Here is a 21433-nt window from a genome sequence, read left to right as displayed (position 1 = left end):
AGCCCGTCAGAACCAGCGGTCGTTGCGCTTGCGGCCGCGGGTCAGGGCCGGCAGGATCAGGCCGGCGAGCAGGCCGATACCGGCGATGCCGCCGCCGTAGACCATGTAGTTCATCATCACCTGCTTGTTCTCGTCGCCCAGGCGTGCCTGGGTGCTGCGCAGGTCGGACTGGGTCTGGGCGAGCTCCTCGTTGAGGCGCTTGTTGCGAGCTTCCAGTTCATCGATCAGGGCTTTGCGCGAGTCGAGGGTTTCCTGCATGCCTTGCACGCGGGTCTTCCAACTGTCGTCGATGGTTTTGAGCTGTTCGCTCAACTGCGTCACCTGGCTGTCCAGCTGGGGCAGGCGCTCTGCCTGGCCTGGCACGTCCTGTAGGTCGCTGCTGGGGATCCACACCACGCTGCCGCTCTCGCCACGCACCTGGCTGTAGCTGCCCTGGCTGCCGATCAGGGTGACCTTTTGCCCGGACTTGAGGGTGCCGACGATCCGGTGGCCATCGGTGGGGCCGCTGCGCACATAGGTGCTCAGGCTGTCACTGACCCAGCGTGCGTCGCTGGCGGTTTCTTCGGCATGCAGGGGGGAGGCAAGCAGGAGCAGGGCGCCGATCAGGCTGCCGCGCAGGGCAGGGAAGGCAGTGGAAACCGGGGAGGCAGGACGGGAATCAGGCATGGTGATCTTCGCATGAACAGGACAAATGAAGGCCCGGTGACTGGGCCGATAAACCGGTCGGGTGAATTGACCGTCAGCGACAGACCGTTTTTATCGAAGCTGGTTCACTCTCCAGTGTAGGAAAAATCCTGCAGAATGTTGCGGGCACCTCTAGTGCCCGCAACCGCAGGTGTCAGGTCACGACCTGGTAGCACGGCACGTATTCGGCGCCGCCCGGCAGTTTCATCCGGTGCTGGTCGACGAAGGCCTGCAACAGGCGGCCCAAGGGGTCGAGCACGGCGCTGTCGCCACGGATCTGGTACGGGCCGTGATCCTCGATCAGGCGGATACCCTTGTCCTTGACGTTGCCGGCGACGATGCCGGAGAAGGCCCGGCGCAGGTTGGCGGCCAGTTCGTGGGCCGGCAAGTCACGGCGCAGTGGCAGGTTGGCCATGTTCTCGTGGGTTGGGTCGAAGGGGCGTTGGAAGCCTTCCTCGATCTTCAGCAACCAGTTGAAGTGGAAGGCATCGTTGCGTTCGCGGCGGAACTGCTTGACCGCCTTGAGGCCGTCGACCATCTGTCGGGCCACCTCGACCGGGTCGTCGATGATGATCGAATAGTGGCGTTGTGCTTCCTTGCCCAAGGTCGAGCCGACGAAGGCGTGCAGTTGCTGCAGGTAGGGCTCGGCGCTCTTCGGGCCAGTGAGGATGACCGGGAAGGGCAGGTCCTGGTTGTCCGGATGCATGAGGATGCCGAGCAGGTAGAGGAACTCCTCGGCAGTACCGGCGCCGCCGGGGAAGATGATGATGCCGTGGCCGACGCGGACGAAGGCTTCCAGGCGTTTTTCGATATCCGGCAGGATCACCAGTTCGTTGACGATGGGGTTGGGGGCTTCGGCGGCGATGATGCCCGGCTCGGTCAGGCCCAGGTAACGGCTGCCATGCATGCGCTGCTTGGCGTGGGCAATGGTCGCACCTTTCATCGGGCCCTTCATGACACCGGGGCCGCAACCGGTGCAGATATCCAGTTTGCGCAGGCCCAGTTCGTGGCCGACCTTCTTGGTGTACTGGTATTCCTCGGTGCTGATCGAATGGCCGCCCCAGCACACGACAAGCTTGGGCTCGACGCCCGGGCGCAGGGTGCGGGCGTTACGCAGCAGGTGGAAGACATAGTCGGTGATGCCCTGGGAGCTTTCCAGGTCGATACGCTGGCTGGCCAGCTCGCTCTCGGTATAGACGATGTCGCGCAGGGCGCTGAACAGCATTTCGCGGGTGCTGGCGATCATCTCGCCGTCGACGAAGGCGTCGGCCGGCGCGTTCAGCAGTTCCAGGCGCACGCCACGGTCCTGCTGGTGGATACGGACTTCGAAGTCTTTGTAGGCTTCGAGGATGGTCTTGGCATTGTCGACATGGGCGCCGGTGTTGAGGATAGCCAGGGCGCACTGGCGGAACAGGGTATACAGGCTGCCGGTACCGACTTCACTCAGTTGCTGGACTTCACGTTGCGACAGCGTCTCCAGGCTGCCTTTGGGGCTGACAGATGCATTGATGACATGGCGTTGGGGCATGCTGGGTTTCCTGTGCGGGTAAACATCCTTCCGATACACCACCATACCGACAATTGCGGGCGGCAACGAGGGGGTGGGTGAAAAAGCGGATGGGATCGCCGACATGGGGCCCACCCCGGGCGGCGACCCAGGGTGGGGCTGGAAACCTCAGTGCGCGCCGGCGGACTTGCTCAGGTCGCTTTCGGCCCATTCGGTATAGACGCAGGCATCGGCGGTGGCCCAGCGGACTTTCACGGTGTCACCCGGCTGCATCGGCATGCCCGCCGCCGACAAGGCCTTGACCGTCAGCTCGGTGCCGCCTGCGGTGAGCACATGGCAGGTCTGGCTCTCGCCGAGAAACAGCACTTCGGCAACCTTGGCGGACACTTCGTTCCAGCCGGCCGGGAGTGGCTCACGGCCGGCCTGCCCGGCGGTCAGGGCCAGGGCCTTTTCCGGGCGCACCATGATCAGCGCATCCTGTTCGGCGGCCAGGCCAGGGGTCAGGCGGATCGCTACCGGCTGGCCTTCGAAACCCGCCGCGCCGTTGCTGTGAGCTTTGACGCGCAGGAAGTTGGAGTTGCCGAGGAAAGAGGCGACGAAGGCATTCGGCGGGTTCTGGTAGAGGTCATAGCCGCTGCCCAGCCCCACGATCTTGCCGTGGCTGAAGATGGCGATGCGCTGGGACAGGCGCATTGCCTCTTCCTGATCGTGGGTGACGTAGACGATGGTGATGCCCAGGCGCCGGTGCAGTTGGCGCAGTTCGTCCTGCAGGTCTTCGCGCAGCTTTTTGTCGAGGGCGCCGAGGGGTTCGTCCATCAGCAGGATGCGGGGCTCGTAGACCAACGCCCGGGCGATGGCCACGCGCTGCTGCTGGCCGCCGGACAGCTGGGATGGCCGGCGGTGAGCGAAGGTATCCAACTGCACCAGCTTGAGCATGGCATCGACGCGCTTGGCGGTCTCGGCGGCGCTTTGCTTGCGGATGCTCAACGGGAAGGCGATGTTGTCGCGCACCGACAGGTGCGGGAACAGCGAGTAGCGCTGGAACACCATGCCGATGTCGCGCTTGTGCGGTGGCACCTGCACCAGCGACTGCCCCTCCACCAGAATCTCGCCGCTGCTCGGTGTTTCGAAGCCGGCGAGCATCGACAGGGTGGTGGATTTGCCCGAGCCGCTGGAGCCGAGGAAGGTGAGGAACTCGCCGTCCTGGATGTCCAGGCTGATGTTGTCCACAGCGGCGAAATCGCCGTAGTGCTTGTTCAGGTTGCGCAGGCTGACCAGGGTCTTGTCGTGCGCGGAATCTTTGATGACTGCACTCATTGTTGTTTTCTCCGGGCGCTCAGGCGCTGACTTCGTTACGCCGGCGCAGGGCGGCGGCGATCACCATGACCAGGACCGACAGGCCGATCAACAGCGTCGAGGCGACGGCGATCACCGGTGTCAGGTCCTGGCGCAGGGTGGTCCACATTTTCACGGGCAGGGTCTGCAGGGTGGGGCTTGCCATCATCACGCTGAGCACCACCTCGTCCCAGGACACTAGGAAGGCGAACAAGGCGCCGGCGATCATTCCCGGGCGGATCGCCGGGAAGGTCACCTTGACGATCGCTTGCAGGCGCGAGGCGCCACAGATCACCGCTGCATCCTCGATCGACTGGTCGAACAGTTTCAGCGAGTTGATGATGGAGATGATGGTGAACGGCAAGGCGACGATCACATGGCTGACCACGAAGGAAAACAGCGTGCCCGTGTAGCCCAGCTTGAGGAACAGCGCGTACACCGCCACGGCGATGATCACCAGCGGCACGATCATCGGCAGGGTGAACAGGCCATAGAGCATCTCGCGACCGGGGAAGCGTCCACGCACCAGGGCGAACGCAGTGGGCAGGCCCAGCAGCACGGCGCAGACCGTGGTGAGCAGGGCGACCTTGAGGCTGGCCAGGGCCGCGTGCATCCACTCCGGGTTGGCGAAGAACTGGCCGTACCACTTGAAGGTCCAGCCCGGTGGCGGGAACACCAGCCACTGGGAGGAGCCGAACGACAGCAGCACGATGAACAGGATCGGCAGCAGCAGGAACGCCGCGATCAGCCCGGTGGTCAGGTACAGGCCCAGGCGCAGTGGCCGGCCCATGGCATTGGGAGTCAGGAGCATGGCGGCTTACCTCGCATTGCCGACCGGGGATTCCGGTTGCAGCTTCAGGTAGAAGTAGAACAGCACCAGGGTGATGGCGATCAGCAACGCGGCGGCCGCGCTGGCCAGGCCCCAGTTGAGGAACGACTGCACCTGCTGGACGATGAACTCGGGCAGCATCATGTTCTGCGCGCCACCGAGCAGGGCCGGGGTGACGTAGTAGCCGAGAGACATCACGAACACCATCAAGGCCCCGGAGAACAGCCCCGAACGGCACAGCGGCAGGAAGACCCGGAAGAAGTTGGTCCAGGGGCTGGCGCCGCAGATCGAGCCGGCCTGCAGCACCATCGGGTCGATAGCCTGCATGGTCGCCTGCAGCGGCAGGACGATGAACGGGATCATGATGTAGCTCATGCCGATCACCACGCCGGTGAGGTTGTGCACCATCTCCAGCGGCGCGTCGATGACACCCAGGGCCATCAACGCCTTGTTGATCACCCCGGAGGCCTGCAACAGCACCAGCCAGGAGTAGGTGCGCGCCAGCAGGCTGGTCCACATCGACAACAGCACGATATTTAGCAGCCAGCGGCCCCAGCCCTTGGGCACCAGGGTGATCGCCCAGGCCAGCGGGAAGCCCAGCAACACGCTGATCAGGGTGACCAGGCCGGCCACCGAGAAGGTGTTGAACAGCACCCGGGCATAGGCCGAGTTGGCGAACAGTTGCTCGTAGTTGCCCAGCCCCGGCACGGGCTCGAGCACGCCGCGCAGCAACAGGCCGATCAGCGGGGCGAAGAAGAACAGGCCGAGGAACAGCAGGGCGGGCAACAGGTTGCGGCTGCCGCGCCAGCGCTGGCTCAAGCTGGGACGCTCCATTGCCGCTGTCGGAGCACTGGCGGCACCTTGCGCGTTTTGCAGGGCGTTGATGGCGACTTTCATTTGACCAGCCACTCATTCCAGCGGGTAGCGATGGCCTGGCCATTCTTCGCCCAGTAGGCGAAGTCGAGGGTTACCTGGTCCTGGGCGTAGGCGGTCGGCAGGTTTGGCGCGAGGTCCGGCTTGAGCTGGTCGATGCTGTCCAGGTTGACCGGGGCGTAGGCTGTGAGGTTGGCGAAGTCGGCCTGGCCCTTGGCGCTGCTGGCGTTGGCCAGGAACTTCATGGCCGCGTCCTTGTTCTTGGCGCCCTTCGGGATCACCAGGAAGTCAGCCATGACCAGGTTCTGCTTCCAGCTCACGCCGACCGGGGCGCCATCCTGTTGCAAGGCATAGACGCGGCCATTCCAGAACTGGCCCAGCGAGGCCTCGCCAGAGGCCAGCAGTTGCTGCGACTGCGCGCCGCCGCCCCACCAGACGATGTCTTTCTTGATGCTGTCGAGCTTCTTGAAGGCGCGGTCCAAGTCCAGCGGATAGAGCGTGTCGGCGGGTACGCCATCGGCGAGCAGGGCCAGCTCCAGCACGCCAGGGCTTGGCCACTTGTACAGGGCGCGCTTGCCTGGGTAGGTCTTGGTGTCGAACAGGGCGGACCAGTCCACCGGCTTGTTGGCGCCGAGCTTGCCTTCGTTGTAGCCCAGGACGAAGGAGAAGAAGAACGAACCGACACCATGCTCTGAGACGAAGCGCGGGTCGATGCGTTCTCGGTCGATGGTGGTGAAATCCAGCGGCTCCAGCAGCCCTTCGGCAGCCGCCCGCAGGGCGAAGTCGGCCTCGACGTCGACCACATCCCATTGCACGTTGCCACTTTCGACCATGGCCTTGAGCTTGCCGTAGTCGGTCGGGCCGTCCTGGACCACACGGACCTTGCTGCTCTCGGTGAACGGCCCGGCCCACGCTTGTTTCTGGGCGTCCTGGGTCGTACCGCCCCAACTGACGAAGTTGAGGCTGTCGGCGGCTAGGGCGGCCTGACAGGTCAAGGTCAGCAGGCTGGCAGACAGCACTGCGCTTACACGTTTGCTCAACAGCATGGTTACGCCCTCATTTCTTTTGTTATTGAGCGGGCTTCCTGTCGCCCGCCATGTGTTCGGGGGAGCAGCTTTCTACAGTGTGGAGAGGCCGTTCGGGCCAGCCTGAAGATTCAAGGTCTACGGGATATCATATTATGGTATTCCAAACTTTTAGCAAGAGGATTGGGATTACCGGCCATCACTCCGGGACGATTTACCGCTCCTACAGACTGCGCCGATTGCAGGCCGCGGGGCTGGAGTCTGTTCGAGCGCTCTTACTCCACGGCCCCTGGTTCGAACGGAATACTCTGCACCACTTCCAGGTCATACCCTGTCAGCCCCGCGTACTTGAGCGGTGGCCCCAGGTGCCGCAGCTTGCCCACGCCCAGGTCCTGGAGGATCTGCGCCCCGGTTCCCACTTCCGAATACACCTTCGACTGCCCGCGCTGGTAAGGGCGCACCGGTTGGGTCAGGTGCGGTACGCGTTCGAGCAAGGCCTGGGAGGACTCATGGTTGGCCAGCACCACGACCACCCCCGAGCCTTCGCTGGCGACTTTCTGCAACGCCGCCCACAAGGTCCAATTGGCCGGCCCGGCGTATTCGGCACCGACCAGGTCGCGCAGCGGGTCGATCACATGCACGCGCACCAGGGTCGGTTCGTCGCGGCGGATATCGCCCATCACCATGGCCATGTGCACGCCGCCTTCGATCCGGTCTTCATAGGTCACCAGGCGGAAAGTGCCGTGCACCGTCGGCAGCTCGCGTTCGCCGATGCGCTTGACGGTCTGTTCGGTGCTCAGGCGGTAGTGGATCAGGTCGGCGATGGTGCCGATCTTGATGCCATGGCGGACGGCGAAGGCTTCCAGGTCAGGGCGGCGGGCCATGGTGCCGTCGTCATTGAGCACCTCGACGATCACGGATGCCGGGCTGTAGCCAGCCAGGCGCGCCAGGTCGCAGCCGGCTTCGGTATGGCCGGCGCGGGTCAGCACGCCGCCTTCACGGGCGCGCAGGGGGAAGATGTGGCCTGGCTGCACCAGGTCTTCGGCACGGGCGCCTGGAGCGACGGCGGCGGCGATGGTGCAGGCGCGGTCGGCGGCCGAGATGCCGGTGGTCACGCCGTGGGCGGCCTCGATGGACACGGTGAAGGCTGTGCTGAAGGCGCTGCCGTTGGCCGGCACCATCTGCTCCAGGCCCAAGCGTTGGCAGTGATCGTCGGTCAGGGTCAGGCAGATCAGGCCGCGCGCGTGGCAGGCCATGAAGCTGATGGCCTTGGCGTCACAGCGCTCGGCGGCGATCAGCAGGTCGCCTTCGTTCTCACGGTCCTCGTCGTCCACCAGCAAGACCATCTTGCCCTGACGGTAGTCCTCGAGGATTTCTTCGATGCTGTTGAAAGCCATGCTGCATGCTCGCTGTGGTGGTGAGTGTTTTATGGTATACCATAATACATATCAACCTGGCATAGGAGAGACGCCGATGAAGGCCTACTGGATTGCCCATGTGGATGTCACTGACCCCGAGCAGTACCCGCACTATACCCAGCGCGCGCCGGCGGCCTTCGCTGCATTCGGCGGCAAGCTCTTGGCCCGGGGCGGGCGCAGCGAGGCGATGGAAGGACGGCCCACGCCCCAGCGCAGCGTGGTGATCGAATTCGAGTCCTATGAACAGGCCGTTGCCTGCTACCACTCGGAGCAATACCAGGAAGCTTGCCGTTTCCGCCAGGGGGCGGCCAGGGCCGAGGTGATCATTGTCGAGGGCTGCCAGCCCTGAAGACAGCTGACACCGGCCCTGGGCTGCGCGCTCGATACGCTCTGGAGCGCATCTGGTGATTGCCTTTGTGCAGCACAACGCTCAGCATCGGAGCCCATGGAATCCGATGTTCGTTTTCGAGAAGAGACAATGAGTTCAAAGGCTGTGCCCGACACCCGGCGTATCCAAAACTACACGACCATCGCCGACTGCATCGCGACCTTGCTGTTCCCCCATGCCGAGGTCGTGCTGCACGACCTGCGCAGCCAGTCGGTGGCTTACATCGCCAACAACATCTCCAAACGCCGGATCGGTGACGACTCCGCGCTGGAGGACCTGCCTGCCGAGCTCGGCACCGAGCTGAGCCTGGGGCCCTACGAGAAGTTCAACTGGGATGGCCAGAAGATCCGTTCGATCAGCAGCGTGCTGCTTGACGAGCAGGGTGAGGCGGACATGATGCTGTGCATCAACCTGAACGTATCAGTGCTGGAGCAGGCCAAGGACGCCTTGCTGCAGTTCTTCCAGGCCAGCCGCTTGATCCCGCAGCCGCAGGCGCTGTTTCGCGACGACTGGCAGGAGCGTATCAACACCTTCCTGCACGACTGGCTACGCAGCCGCAACCTCGGCCTGCAAGCGCTGGACCGCGAGCAGAAGCGGGCGCTGGTCGAGGCGCTGTACCACGAAGGCGCCTTCGAGGGACGCAGCGCTTTCGACTATGTGGCCAGCGTGCTGTCGATGGGGCGGGCGACGGTGTACAAATACGTGAAGGCGCTCAAGCAGCCCTAGCGCAAAGCCATCCTCACAGACTGGCCTCGACCTTGGCGGCGACCTCGATCGGCAGCCACGCCTTCCATACCGCCGGGTTGTCACGCAGGAAGGCAAGCGCCGCATCCCGGGGCGTCTGGCGCGACTCGCTCATACGTGCCAGGGCCTGGTTGAGGCGATCTATGGGTAGGTCGACCTTGCTGAAGAACTCGACCAGCTCCGGGTATTGCTGGTGAAAAGGGGCTGAGACGCCGATGGACAGCTTGGCCGGCAGCGAGCTGCTGCCACGCGGATTCGGGTTGTTGGCATCGGTCAGGGTGGCCCAGGCTTCGGCGTCGAACGGTGGCTCTTCCAGGCGCACCAGGTCGTGGCGCCCCATCAATGGGGTGGGGTTCCAGTAATAGAACAAGACGGGTTGGCCACGGCGGATCGCCGAATTGATCTCGGCATCCAGGGCTGCGCCTGTGCCGCTGCGGAAGTTCACATACAACTGGTCCAGGCCATAAGCCTTGAGCTTCTGGCTGTTGACCGTCTCCGAGGTCCAGCCGCTAGGGCTGTTGAGGAAGCGGCCCTTGCCTGGCGACTCGGGGTCGCTGAACACCTGGGGGTAGCGCTTGAGGTCATCGACGCGGCGCAGGTCCGGGGCCAGTGGCTCGAGGTTGCGTTTGGGGTCGCCCTTGATCACATAGGCTGGAACCCACCAGCCTTCCTCTGCGTTCTTCACCGTATCGCCAAGGCTGAACACCTGGCCAGCCTGCTCGGCCTTGACCCATGCCGGGCTGCGACCAGCCCATTCCTCGGCGATCACCTGCAGGTCATTGCGGGCCAGGGCCACCTCCATACTGACCGTGCTGCCGGGAAGGGTGTCGGTGGGGTATCCGTAGCCCTGCTCGACGATCAGGCGCAGGACTTCGGTGGTCAGGGCGCCGCTTTCCCAGCCGATGGCGCCAAACTGGATCGGTGTGCGTTGCTCGGCGGCGGCGCTGTCGGTACTGGCCAGGCCCAGGGCCAGCACCAGGCCGGCCAGGAGCTTTGGAATTCTTTTCATCGGGGGCCTCGTCGGGGTTGCCGGTCCGTGAGACAGGCAAGTGTAGACGAGGGGAAGGGGCGGCTTGCCCCTCCATGGCTTCACACCCTGAACTGATCCATCAAGCCTTGCTGTTGGTTGGCCAGGCTGTTCAGCGACTGGCTGACCCGCGCCGACTCATTGGCCTGGCCGGACAGCGACTCGGTGACGTCGCGGATGGTGGCGACGTTGCTGTTGATCTCTTCGGCCACGGCGCTTTGCTCTTCGGCGGCACTGGCGATCTGCAGGTTCATGTCGGTGATGACGGTCACCGCTTGGCCGATCTTCTGCAGGGCGGTGGCGGCTTGTTCGACCTGTTCGACGCTGCCCTGGGCCTGGCGGTGGCTGCTGTCCATGGCATCGACCACCTCGCGGGTGCCGGCCTGCAGCTCTTCGATGACCTGGCGGGTCTCTTCTACGGACTCCTGGGTGCGCCGGGCCAGGTTGCGCACCTCGTCGGCGACCACGGCGAAGCCACGGCCGGCTTCTCCGGCCCGGGCCGCTTCGATGGCGGCGTTCAAGGCCAGCAGGTTGGTCTGTTCGGCGATGGAGCGGATCACCTCGAGTACGGAGCCGATCTTCTCGCTGTTGTGTGCCAGGCCTTCGACCTGGGTCATGGCGCTGTTCATGTCGGCGGCCAGGGTATCGATGCCCTGGGTGGTGCGGTCGATCACCGACAGGCCTTCGCGGGTGGCCTGGTCGGCATCACGGGCAGCCTGGGCAGCCTGGGCCGCGCTGCGGGCCACGTCCTGGGCGGTGGCGCTCATTTCATGGGAGGCGGTGGCTACCTGGTCGACCTGGCGGTACTGCTGCTCCATGCCGGCGCTGGTCTGGCTGGCGATGGCCGAGGACTGGTCGGCGGTATCCCGTGCGGCCTGGACCGAGCGCTTGACCTCGGCGATGGTCGGCTGCAGCTTGTCCAGGAAGCGGTTGAACCAGCCGGCCAATTCGCCCAACTCGTCGTGCTTGTCGTAGTTCAGGCGGCGGGTCAGGTCGCCTTCGCCGCTGGCGATGTCCTTGAGCATGGTCGCCACGCTCAGGATCGGCCGGGTGACCGAGCGAGCCATCAGCCAGACCAGGAGCAAGCCGATCAGTGCTGCCAGCAGCCCCAGGCCGAGTTCGATCAAGGTGCCGCTGCTGTTGAGCCGTTCGAGTTCGTGCTTCAGGGTTTCGGCCGGGCCGGTGAGGGCGTCTTCCGGTACATCGAGCAACACGCCCCAAGGCTTGACGCCGGGGATAGGGGCGAAGGAGGCCTGCACCTTCAAGCGCTGCTCATGACGCAGGATGTGCATGGGCTTGCTGTCGGCCAGCAGGCGCACCAGCTCGGCGCCCTGGGCCGGGTCGACCTGTTCGAGGCGCTGGGCCAGCTTACTGGCGTCGGCACTGTAGCCGGCCAGCAAGCCGACCGGGCTGAGGATGGTGACGCGGGTCTGGCCGTCATAAAGGTTGCGGCTGGCGTCCTGGCTGAGGGCCTGCAGGCTATTGAGGTTGATGTCGACCGACAGCGTGGCGATCACCTTGTCGGCCACCATCAGCGGGAACACGATGCTGGTCATCAGCACCTGCTGGCCGTCGATCTCGTAGAAGTAGGGTTCGATCAGGCAGACCTTGCCCGTGGTGCGCGGGCACACCGACCAGGTATTGGCCGGCTCGCCGCTGGGGCCGACGGCCGTGTTGGCCATGTCATGCTCGGGCAGCGCCATGGAGATCAGTTGGCCGGCCTTGGGCTGCGACCAATAGAGGGCAAAGCGGCCGGTTTCGTTGCTGCCCAGCTCGGCCTGGTCGGTGAACAGGGCATCCTTGTTGTCCAAGGCATTGGGCTCGAACACCAGCGACAGGCCAAGCAGTTCCGGGTTGGCCTGCAGGGCCGAGCGCACCTGGCGGGTCAGATCCTCACGCAGGTCGAAGGCATCGAGGAAGCGCTTTTCCGCCTGCTCACGGAGGAACAGCACCTGGCGGGCGAAGCCGGCACCGTACTGGTAGGCATCCATGAACTGGCGACGGATGGTCAGGGCCTGGACTTCGCCTTGCGACTCGATGCGTGCCTGGGCCGCTTCGGTCAACATCTGCGAACTGCTGGCTTTCACCAGCTCGGAACTGTGCTCCATACGGTAGAGCGAAAGGCCTATGAGCAAGGTGACGATGCTGGCCAGGCAGAGGCCCGCAAGCAGGGTGATCTTCCACTGGATGGAAAGCTGTCTGAGCGGCATGGGCGAATCTCTTGAGGCGAAAAGGCTGGGGTGATGACTGTATCGGCTGGTGGGTGGGGTTCTTTATTCGAGCGTTCGATTTAAGGAGGATGGCGTGGGGGCTGCCAGGTGCATGTCTTGGGTTCTTTCGGCGCCCTCAAGATCCCGCGCCGCCCGCGCGGCGCATCGCTGTGCATGTCGAGAGTTTTGTAGCGCCCTCAAGATCCCGCGCCGCCCACGCGGCGCATCGCTGTGCATGTCGAGAGTTTTGTGGTGCCCTCAAGATCCCGCGCCGCCCACGCGGCGCATCGCGACACAAGGCCGCTCCCACATTGATTGCAACGTGCCATGGCCTGATGGACCGAAGTTTTAGTCTTTGTTTGTATGACAGAGGTATCGAGGTGGGCGCAACTAGCCCCTACATAGTCTTTCGCCTAGCACCAAGACTACTGTGGGAGCGGCCTTGTGTCGCGATGCGCCGCGCGGGCGGCGCGGGGTCTAGAAGGCACCGAAGAAGCGCCGGCATGCACAGCGATGCGCTGCAGGATCTCAAGAGCACCAAATAACCCAAGACCTACCCCCCGATAGCCCCACGCCCATTTTCAACGCCCGTGGCTTTGACAAGCGTCCGGGTCTGCTTCAGAGTGTGCGCCCTCCATAAAAACATCCCCTCGTTCGGCCACTGCCCACGGGCAGACTGTCGCCGAAACGCTCGCTTTTCGTCTGGCTCCAAGAGGTAAACCATGAATGCAGTGATTGCCGCGGTCGGCATCATGCTGATATTGAGTCTGTCCCGCGTGCATGTGGTCATCGCCCTGATCATCGGCGCCCTGAGCGGTGGCCTGGTCGGCGGGCTGGGTATCGAAGGCACGCTCAAGGCCTTCAACGGCGGCCTGGGCGGTGGCGCCACCGTGGCCTTGTCCTATGCCTTGCTCGGGGCTTTTGCCGTGGCCATCGCCAAGTCCGGCCTGGCCCATGCCCTGGCCGACCGCGCGCTGGCGATGATCGATCGCCAGGGCCACGCCAACGGCGGCAAGGTCAAGTGGCTGCTGATCGGCCTGATGCTGGTGGTGGCGGTGTCGTCGCAGAACATCCTGCCGATCCACATCGCCTTCATTCCGCTGCTGGTACCGCCGCTGTTGTACGTGCTGACCCGCCTGCAGATCGACCGGCGCCTGGTGGCCTGCGTGATCACCTTTGGCCTGATCACGCCCTACATGTTCCTGCCGGTGGGGTTCGGCAACATCTTCCTCAATGAGATCCTGCTGGCCAACGTCGCCCGTGCCGGTGTCGATATCAGTGGGGTCAACGTCACCCATGCGATGGCCATTCCGGCGGCGGGCATGCTGGCCGGCCTGCTGCTGGCGGTGTTCGTCAGCTATCGCAAGAAGCGCGTGTACGACCTGGAGCGGATCGAGCAGGTCGAGCAGGTGTCGGTGAGCTACAACCCACTGACCTTGCTGGTCGCTGGTGTGGCCATCGCTGCGGCTTTCATCATCCAACTGTGGCTGGACTCGATGATCATCGGCGCCATGGTGGGGTTCCTGATCTTCTCGCTGTCGGGCATCGTGCGCTGGAAGGACACCGATGATCTGTTCACCGAGGGCATGAAGATGATGGCCATGATCGGCTTCATCATGATTGCCGCCTCGGGCTTCGCGGAGGTGATGAAGGCCACCGGTGAGGTCAAGACCCTGGTGGAAACCTCGGCACAGTGGATCGACCACAGCAAGGGCATCGGCGCCTTGCTCATGCTGCTGGTGGGCTTGCTGGTGACCATGGGCATCGGCTCCTCGTTCTCGACGGTACCGATCCTGGCGGCGATCTTCGTGCCGCTGTGCGTGCAGCTGGGGTTCGATCCGCTGGCCACGGTGTGCATCGTCGGCACCGCCGGCGCCCTGGGCGATGCTGGTTCGCCAGCCTCGGACTCGACCCTGGGCCCGACCTCGGGCCTGAACGTCGATGGCCAGCACCACCATATCTGGGACACCGTGGTGCCGACCTTCATCCACTACAACCTGCCGCTGCTGGCCTTTGGCTGGCTGGCCGCGATGATGCTCTGAACAAGGCTGGGAAGGGGGCGGGGCCGGCGGTGGTTTCAGCCTCTGGCCGGCGGCGAGATGCGGTTGAGGACGGTGCTGCCGTCCTTGTTGCGGGTCAGGTACACCGGCAGCACCTTGGGCAAGGTGCTGACCAGATGGTCGACCTCGCCCGTGTTGTAGATGCCGCTGATGCGGATGTTGCCGGCGCTGGCATCTGCCAGCAACAGCGGCTTGTCCAGGTAGCGGTTGATCAACGGCAGGGCCTGATCCAGGCTCAGGTTGTCGAGGATCAGCTTGCCGCTGCGCCAGGCCAGGCTGTTGGAGTAGTCCTCGCTCTGGGCCAGGTGCGGCTCGTAGTCACCGAGGCGGTAGCTGGCCTGCATGCCCGGGCCGAGGCGGTAACCGCCATCGCTGCCGTTGCTGCTGACCAGCACCGAGCCTTCTACCAGGGTCACTTCGACCTGGTCCTCATACTTCCATACGTTGAACTGGGTACCGGTCACCCGGGTCTGGCCCTTGCCCGCGCGGACGATGAACGGGTGCTGGCTGTCATGCACGACCTTGAAGAAGGCCTCGCCCTTGAGCAGGGTGACCCGGCGCTCATCCTTGTAGTTGGTGAAGCGCAGTTCGGTGCCCAGGTTCAGCTCGACCTCGCTGCCATCGCTCAATTGCACCTGGCGCAACTGGTCGCTGCTTTCGAAATGCTGGTAGTGATTGGGCAGCCAGCCTTGTTCCCAGCCGACCCAGCCCGCCAGGGGCAGAGCTAGCAGGGCAATGGCTGCTGCCGAGGCGAACGGGCGCCAGTGCCTGGCGGCAGGCGACCTGCGCGCAGCCGGGTTGAGTTCGACCACGGGAGCGCTGTGGGGCAGAAGGTCGGCGGTCTGCCAGATCTCCAGCATCGCCAGGTATTCCTCTTCATGCCGTGGGTCGGCCGCCAACCACTGGCTGAAGGCTTGCCGTTCGGCCTGCGTGCAGTCATCGGCATGCAGGCGCATGCACCACTGCGCCGCGGCATCGGTGATGGCATCGTCTTCGCTGGGGGTGAGGCGGTCTTGGTTCATTGAGGCTCCCGGTTTTGCCCATTCTACCCTTGCCAGAGGGTTGGCGAGAACCGAGATAATGGCGAATAACTATCAGTTGTGGGATTTTTCGTCGGGAAGCCCCCCGTTTGCACCTTTATGGGCGCCGTTCCACGCCAATGCGTGGAACGGCGCCCTCGGTGTCAGAACTGCTCCGCCGCGAGGCCATACAGGCTCTCGCTGCCCGCCTGGATGCTGGCCTGTAGGGTCAGCACACGTGGCAACAGCCGTTGGAAGTAGAACGCAGCGCTGGCCAGCTTGGCGCTGTAGAACGCCGGTTCCTCGGCCTGGCGGTTTTGGGCGAGCGCCGCCATGCGCGCCCACATGTAGGCATAGGCGACATAGCCGAACAGGTGCAAGTACTCCACCGCCGAGGCGCTGACCAGGTTGGCATCGATACCAGCCTGGCCGCGCAGCCATTCGGTGGTGCTTTCCAGTTGTGCGAGGGCCTGGAGCAAGGGTTCGCGGTACAGCGGCGCGCTGGCGCAGAAGGCACGGATTTCGGCGGCGAAGCCGGCCAGCGCCTGGCCGCCGTCGGCCAACACCTTGCGGCCCAGCAGGTCCAAGGCCTGGATGCCGTTGGTGCCTTCGTAGATCTGGGCGATGCGCACGTCCCGCACCCGTTGCTCCTGGCCCCACTCGCGGATATAGCCGTGGCCGCCGAACACCTGCTGACCAAGCACGCAACTCTCCAGGCCGTTGTCGGTAAAGAAAGCTTTGGCCACCGGCGTCAGCAGGGCTACCAGGCGTTGCGCCTGTTCGCGCTCTTGAGGCTGCTCGGCGTAGCGGGCGATATCCAGTTGCTGACCCACATAGGTGGCGAAGGCACGCCCGCCTTCGGTCAGGGCGCGCATGGTCATGAGCATCCGCCGCACATCGCCATGGACGATGATCGGATCAGCTACCCGCTGCGGCGCCTGAGGACCGGCGGCGGCCCGGCTCTGCAGGCGTTCGTTGGCATAGCGCGCGGCGCTCTGGTAGGAAGCCTCGGCGCAGCCGATGCCCTGGATGCCGATGGACAGGCGCTCGTAGTTCATCATGGTGAACATCGCCGCCAGGCCTTTGTTCGGCTCACCGACCAGGTAACCGACCGCGCCATCGAAGTTCATCACACAGGTGGCCGAAGCCTTGATGCCCATCTTGTGTTCGATCGAGCCGCAGTGCGCGGCGTTGCGCGCTCCCAGGCTGCCGTCGGCATTGACCAGGAACTTGGGCACTAGGAACAGCGAGATGCCCTTGGGCCCGGCCGGAGCCTCGGGCAGCCTGGCCAGCACCAGGTGGACGATGTTCTCGGTCAGGTCCTGCTCGCCGCCGGTGATGAAGATCTTGCTGCCGCTCAGGCGGTAGCTGCCGTCCGCCTGGGGTTCGGCCTTGCTGCGGATGATGCCCAGGTCGGTGCCGGCGTGCGGTTCGGTCAAGCACATGGTGCCGGTCCACTGTCCGCTGTACAGCGGCGCCAGGTAGGTGGCCTTGAGCGCTTCGCTGGCGTGGGCGTCGAGGGCTAGGCAGCAGCCGGCGCTCAGCGCCGAATAGAGGCTGAAGCTGCAGTCGGCGGCATAGAGCATTTCTTCGAACTGCACCGCGAGCATCTTCGGCATGCCCATGCCACCGTACTCGGGGTTGCCGCCCAAGCCGACCCAGCCGCCGTCGCGGTAGGTCTGCCAGGCCTGGACGAAGCCCGCCGGAGTCGTGACCTGGCCATCGTTGAAGGCGACGCCTTGTTCATCGCCGTTGCGGCTCAGCGGCGCGATCAAATGGCCTGTGATTTTCGCTGCTTCGTCCAGAATGGCGTCGGCGGTAGCGGCGTCCACCCGCTCGGCCAGGGCCGGCAAGCGCGCCCACAGGGCCGGGCCCTGGAAAACTTCATGCAGGACGAAGCGCATGTCGCGCAGGGGAGCGTTGTAGTCAGTCATGGCGATTCTCGCAGGTCAGAGGGCCTTGGCCCGGTCGCGCAGCAGGTACTTCTGGATCTTGCCTGTGGAGGTTTTCGGCAGCTCACCGAAGACCACTGTCTTCGGCACCTTGAAGCCCGCCAGGTGTTCGCGGCAGTAGCCGATGATGTCGGCCTCGCGGGTACCATCGCAGCCGGGCTTGAGGGCGACGAAGGCGCAGGGCGTTTCGCCCCATTTCTCGTCCGGCCTGGCGACCACGGCCGCCTCCAGCACCGCAGGGTGCTTGTAGAGGGTGTCTTCGACTTCGATGGTGGAGATGTTCTCGCCGCCGGAAATGATGATGTCTTTGAGCCGGTCCTTGATCTCCACGTAGCCGTCGGCGTGCCACACCGCCAGATCGCCGGTGTGGAACCAGCCGCCACGGAAGGCCTCGGCCGTGGCTTCGGGATTCTTCAGGTAGCCCTTCATCACGGTGTTGCCGCGCATGAAGATCTCGCCCAGGGTGTTGCCATCGCGCGGCACCGGTTCCAGGGTCTGCGGGTCGGCCACCATCAGGCCTTCCAGGGTCGGGTAGCGAACCCCCTGGCGTGACTTGATCCGCGCCCGCTCGGCCAGGGGCTGTTCGTCCCATTCGGCATGCCAGGCGCATACGGTCACCGGGCCGTAGACCTCGGTCAGGCCGTAGACATGGGTGACCTTGATACCCATTTCCTCGACCGCACCGATAACCTTGGCCGGTGGCGCCGCCCCGGCGACCATGGCCTGCACCGGGTGCTCGATAGCGGCCTTGGCGGTCTCGGGCATGTTCACCAAGGCGTTGAGCACGATCGGCGCGCCACACAGGTGGGTGACCCGATGTTCGCGGATCAGGGTGAGGATCTTCTGCGGGTCGACCCGGCGCAGGAACACGTGAGTGCCGGCCAGGGCGGTGACGGTCCAGGGGTAGCACCAGCCGTTGCAGTGGAACATCGGCAGGGTCCAGAGGTACACCGGGTGATGGCCCATGGCCCAGGTCATCTGGTTGCCGAGGGCGTTAAGGTACGCGCCGCGGTGGTGGTAGACCACGCCCTTGGGGTTGCCGGTGGTGCCGGAGGTGTAGTTCAGCGAGATAGCCTGCCACTCGTCCTCCGGCCACTGCCAGGCGAACTCCGGGTCGCCCTCGGCCAACAGGGCCTCGTAGTCCAGGTCACTGACGGCAAGGCCTTCGCCGTACTCGGGGTCGTCCACGTCGACTACCAGTGGCGGGTAGTCCAGGCGCGCCAGAGCGTCTTCGATGACCGCGTGGAACTCGCGGTCGGTGATCAGCACCTTGGCCTCGCCGTGCGCCAGCATGAACGCGATGGCCTCGGCATCCAGGCGCACGTTGAGGGTGTTGAGTACGGCGCCAATCATCGGCACGGCGAAGTGCGCTTCGAGCATCGCCGGGGTGTTCGGCAGCATCACGGCCACCGTGTCGCCCTGGCCGATGCCGCGCCCGGCCAGGGCGCTGGCCAGGCGCCGGCAGCGGGCGTAGGTCTGGCGCCAGTCGCGGCGGATGGTGCCGTGGATCACCGCCGGGTAGTCAGCGTAGACGGCGGCAGTGCGCTCGATGAAACTCAGGGGGCTCAGGGCAACGTGATTGACAGGGGCGGGCGCCAGGCCCTGGGAGAAGATCGACATGCAGTGGTCCTGTAGGGGAGGCAGGCGCAGCCAGTGCGCGAGCCCCCCGGTGGCTGATTGTTAGCTCTGATCAGGGTGTGGGAAGCGCTCGTAGGGGCTTCCTCTGTCGCAAGTTTTACGCGAATCGCTATGGTAGCTGGAAGTTAGACTATAGCAATATGGTATATATACTATAAAAACGAGTCGTAACCGTGGAACAGATCCATACCCTCTTGCTCGCCAAGGACCCGCAACCCAGTCTGCTGCTCGATGCGAGTGCACGGCCGGTCGCGTCCAATGCGGCTTTGCAGGCCCTGATCGCCGAAGGGCCACCGCTGGCGCAGTGGTTGCCGGCCAATTGCACGGCGCTGGTCCGCGCCTGCCTCAGGCAAGGGCGGGCGATTGCCGAGGTGGAAACCGAGGTGGGAGCCCGCATCCTGCTGTGGACCTTCATCCCCGATGACCAAGGCCAGCAGGTGTTCGCCCGCTGCCGCGACGCCAGCGAAGAACGCCATGCCGCCCGCGAGGCCAGCCAGGCGCGGCGCTTGTACCGGCTGATTACCGAGAACACCACCGACCTGATTTCCCGGCACAGCCCCGATGGCCGCTTCCTCGACGCTTCGCCCGCCGCCTTTCGCCTACTCGGTTACTGGCCGGAGCAGTTGCGCGGGACATCGGTGCAGGCGCTACTGCATCCCCGTGACCGGCGCCTGGCCCTGCAGCAGGCCGCGGTGGCGTTGGAGCAGGACGGCTACCAGACCATGACCTGCCGGGTCCGGCATTGCGATGGCGACTACCGCTGGTTCGAGATCGCCAGCCGGGCCATCCGCGAAACCTACACCGGCGCGGTGGTGGAGATCGTCAGTGTCTCGCGTGACATCAGCGTGCGCATCGAGGCCCAGGAGAACCGCCGGCGCTTGGCCGAGGTGGTGGAGGCCAACACTGACCTGGTGCTGTTCAGCGACCGTGCGGGCCGGCTCAGCTACCTCAACTGCTCGGCGCGGCGGGCCCTGGGCCTGGAGGCGCTGCAAGCCTTGCCGGAGCTGTCCGAGTTGCTCGATCCGCAGGCCCGCCAGGCGTTGGACCGCGAGGGTTGGCAATGTGCCGAAGAGCAGGGCGTCTGGCAGGCTGAGGCGCGCCTGCAGCGGTGGGAGGACGGCACGGCCTTTGCGGTTTCGCTGGTGTTGTTGGCGCACCGCGCCGCCGGTGGCGAGCGCTATTACTCGCTGGTGGCCCGCGACATGACCGAACGCGAACTGCGCGAACAGCAGCAGCGTCGGCACCAGGACGAACTGGCGCACACCGCACGGCTGATCACCTTGGGGGAACTGGCGTCCGGCATCGCCCACGAAATCAACCAACCGCTGGCCGCCGTCGTCAACTACGCCGGCGCCAGCCAGCGCTACCTGCAAAGCCTCGACCACGATCCACAAGCCCGCGTCCGCATTGCCCAAGGCCTGCAACGCATCAGCGAGCAGGCGACCCACGCAGCGCAAGTGATCCGCCGCTTGCGCGCCTTCCTGCGCAAGGAGCCCCGCCGCCTGCAGGCCCTGGCCATCGCGGACGTGGCGGGTGAAGCGGTGCGCCTGTGCGCCTGGGAAGCGGCCCGTGACCAGGTGACCATCGAGCAACGCCTGCCAGCCCCCTTGCCATTGGTCTACGCCGACCGGGTGCTGCTCGAACAGGTGTTGCTCAACCTGTTGCGCAATGCCATCGAGGCCAACCGCGAACAGCAGCCCGGCCAAGCGTCACGCATTCTGCTCAGCGCCAGCCAGCAGGACGGCTGGTTGTTGATCGAGGTCAGCGACCAAGGGCCGGGCGTGGCGGCCGAGCGCCTGGATGACATCTTTACCCCATTCACCACCAGCAAGGCGGACGGCTTGGGGCTCGGCCTGAGCATGAGTCGCAGCATCATCGAAGGCTTTGGCGGCACCTTGCAGGCCCGGCCGGGTGACAAGGGCGGATTGACACTGTGCTGCCGTTTGGCAGCGAGCAATGGATAAGGAGAGGTAAAGGGTGCAAGCGAACGTCTATGTGGTCGATGACGACCAGGGCATGCTCGATTCGACGGTCTGGCTATTGGAGTCGGTGGGCTTGCGGGCGCTGCCGTTCACCAGCGGCCAGGCGTTTATCGACGCTTGCGACGACAGCGAGCCGGCCTGCGTGCTGCTTGATGTGCGTATGCCTGGACTGGGTGGCCTGGCGGTGCAAGAGGCCTTGCGCGGGCGGGGGCTGGCGATACCGGTGATCTTCGTCAGTGGGCACGCCGACGTGCCGATCGTGGTGCGGGCGTTCAAGGCCGGGGCCTGCGACTTCATCGAAAAACCCTACAACGACCAATTGCTGCTCGACAGCGTGCAGGCCGCGCTCGACCAGGCCCGGCGTGCCCGCGCCGACAGCGGGGAGCGGTCGCTGGTGCAAGCGCGCATCGACAGCCTGACCCGCCGCGAGCGGGACGTGTTCATTCCCCTGGTGCAGGGCCTGAACAGCCGTGAAATCGCCGAACAGCTCCAGGTCAGCGTGAAGACCGTCGACCTGTACCGGGCGCGGGTCATGAAGCGCATGCAGGCAGCGAGCCTGGCGGAGCTGGTGGGGATGGCGATTGCTTGCGAGCAGGTCCGGGCATTGGGGCTCAAGGTTGTGGGATGAGCCACAGGGACCCTGCAGGCTGCATCAGCTCCTACAAGGTTCTGCGTGGACGACAGCGACCGAAGCGTGTGTCGTCCTGTTGGTGGGACACTGAGTGCTAATTTAGCGGTCTAC

At 64.9% G+C, this 21433-nt stretch carries 17 protein-coding genes; 5 read left to right on the top strand and 12 right to left on the bottom strand.

All coding sequences use genetic code 11. The features are described from left to right. Positions 1-6: 6 nt before the first annotated feature. From ACYU03_RS14230 to ribBA, 7 genes are all read right to left on the bottom strand, one after another. A complete protein-coding gene (locus ACYU03_RS14230; protein WP_461885215.1) occupies positions 7-666 on the bottom strand; it encodes a TIGR04211 family SH3 domain-containing protein in 660 nt (219 codons plus the stop codon). 172 nt (positions 667-838) lie between these two features. After that, positions 839-2212 carry a nucleotide 5'-monophosphate nucleosidase PpnN gene (gene ppnN / locus ACYU03_RS14225; RefSeq protein ID WP_461885213.1) on the bottom strand — a complete coding sequence of 458 codons (1374 nt, stop codon included), beginning with the start codon at positions 2210-2212 and terminating at the stop codon, positions 839-841. Between the two features lie 147 nt (positions 2213-2359). Continuing rightward, entirely contained in the window at positions 2360-3508 is a 1149-nt protein-coding gene (locus ACYU03_RS14220; RefSeq protein ID WP_461885211.1) for an ABC transporter ATP-binding protein, read from the bottom strand. A gap of 19 nt (positions 3509-3527) precedes the next feature. After that, entirely contained in the window at positions 3528-4337 is an 810-nt protein-coding gene (locus tag ACYU03_RS14215) for an ABC transporter permease (protein WP_461885210.1), read from the bottom strand. A gap of 6 nt (positions 4338-4343) precedes the next feature. Beyond that, entirely contained in the window at positions 4344-5252 is a 909-nt protein-coding gene (locus ACYU03_RS14210; protein WP_461885209.1) for an ABC transporter permease, read from the bottom strand. After that, entirely contained in the window at positions 5249-6274 is a 1026-nt protein-coding gene (locus tag ACYU03_RS14205) for an ABC transporter substrate-binding protein (protein ID WP_461885208.1), read from the bottom strand. Before ACYU03_RS14205 ends, ACYU03_RS14210 begins: the two co-directional genes overlap by 4 nt. 254 nt (positions 6275-6528) lie before the next feature. Then, on the bottom strand, positions 6529-7650 hold the full coding sequence (gene ribBA / locus ACYU03_RS14200; RefSeq protein WP_461885207.1) for a bifunctional 3,4-dihydroxy-2-butanone-4-phosphate synthase/GTP cyclohydrolase II: 1122 nt from the start codon (positions 7648-7650) through the stop codon (positions 6529-6531). 76 nt (positions 7651-7726) lie between these two features. Here ribBA and ACYU03_RS14195 point away from each other — a divergent pair, with 76 nt between their 5' ends. Then, positions 7727-8020: a DUF1330 domain-containing protein gene (locus ACYU03_RS14195; RefSeq protein WP_461885205.1), complete on the top strand. Its 294-nt coding sequence runs from the start codon at positions 7727-7729 to the stop codon at positions 8018-8020. A 129-nt stretch (positions 8021-8149) separates the two neighbouring features. Further along, positions 8150-8785 (top strand): helix-turn-helix transcriptional regulator, encoded by a 636-nt coding sequence (locus ACYU03_RS14190; RefSeq protein ID WP_461885204.1) that lies wholly within the window; start codon positions 8150-8152, stop codon positions 8783-8785. Between the two features lie 13 nt (positions 8786-8798). Here the strand turns inward: ACYU03_RS14190 and ACYU03_RS14185 are convergent, their stop codons facing one another. Next, positions 8799-9812, bottom strand: a complete 1014-nt coding sequence (locus ACYU03_RS14185; RefSeq protein ID WP_461885203.1) for an ABC transporter substrate-binding protein — start codon at positions 9810-9812, stop codon at positions 8799-8801. A gap of 80 nt (positions 9813-9892) precedes the next feature. Continuing rightward, positions 9893-12040, bottom strand: a complete 2148-nt coding sequence (locus ACYU03_RS14180) for a methyl-accepting chemotaxis protein (protein ID WP_461885202.1) — start codon at positions 12038-12040, stop codon at positions 9893-9895. 722 nt (positions 12041-12762) lie between these two features. Here ACYU03_RS14180 and ACYU03_RS14175 point away from each other — a divergent pair. Further along, positions 12763-14082, top strand: coding sequence for a Na+/H+ antiporter family protein (locus ACYU03_RS14175; RefSeq protein WP_461885201.1), 1320 nt, complete (start codon positions 12763-12765; stop codon positions 14080-14082). Between the two features lie 35 nt (positions 14083-14117). On the opposite strand, the gene ACYU03_RS14170 is transcribed toward ACYU03_RS14175, so the two are convergent. The 3 genes from ACYU03_RS14170 to ACYU03_RS14160 all read right to left on the bottom strand — a co-directional run bounded on the left by ACYU03_RS14170 (position 14118) and on the right by ACYU03_RS14160 (position 18691). Next, the gene (locus ACYU03_RS14170) at positions 14118-15122 is read right to left on the bottom strand and encodes a FecR family protein (RefSeq protein ID WP_461885200.1); all 1005 of its coding nucleotides are present in this window, start codon (positions 15120-15122) and stop codon (positions 14118-14120) included. A gap of 161 nt (positions 15123-15283) precedes the next feature. After that, positions 15284-17053 (bottom strand): acyl-CoA dehydrogenase C-terminal domain-containing protein, encoded by a 1770-nt coding sequence (locus ACYU03_RS14165; protein ID WP_461885199.1) that lies wholly within the window; start codon positions 17051-17053, stop codon positions 15284-15286. Between the two features lie 15 nt (positions 17054-17068). Continuing rightward, on the bottom strand, positions 17069-18691 hold the full coding sequence (locus ACYU03_RS14160) for an acyl-CoA synthetase (RefSeq protein WP_461885198.1): 1623 nt from the start codon (positions 18689-18691) through the stop codon (positions 17069-17071). 191 nt (positions 18692-18882) lie between these two features. Between ACYU03_RS14160 and ACYU03_RS14155 the strand changes: the two genes are divergently transcribed. Together ACYU03_RS14155 and ACYU03_RS14150 are read left to right on the top strand one after the other, a co-directional pair. Then, positions 18883-20673, top strand: coding sequence for a PAS domain-containing sensor histidine kinase (locus ACYU03_RS14155; protein ID WP_461885197.1), 1791 nt, complete (start codon positions 18883-18885; stop codon positions 20671-20673). A 13-nt stretch (positions 20674-20686) separates the two neighbouring features. Next, positions 20687-21319: a response regulator transcription factor gene (locus tag ACYU03_RS14150; protein ID WP_461885196.1), complete on the top strand. Its 633-nt coding sequence runs from the start codon at positions 20687-20689 to the stop codon at positions 21317-21319. Positions 21320-21433 lie beyond the last annotated feature (114 nt).

Source organism: Pseudomonas sp. X10 (genome assembly GCF_054889225.1).
This window is presented reverse-complemented; position numbering and strand designations above follow the sequence as displayed.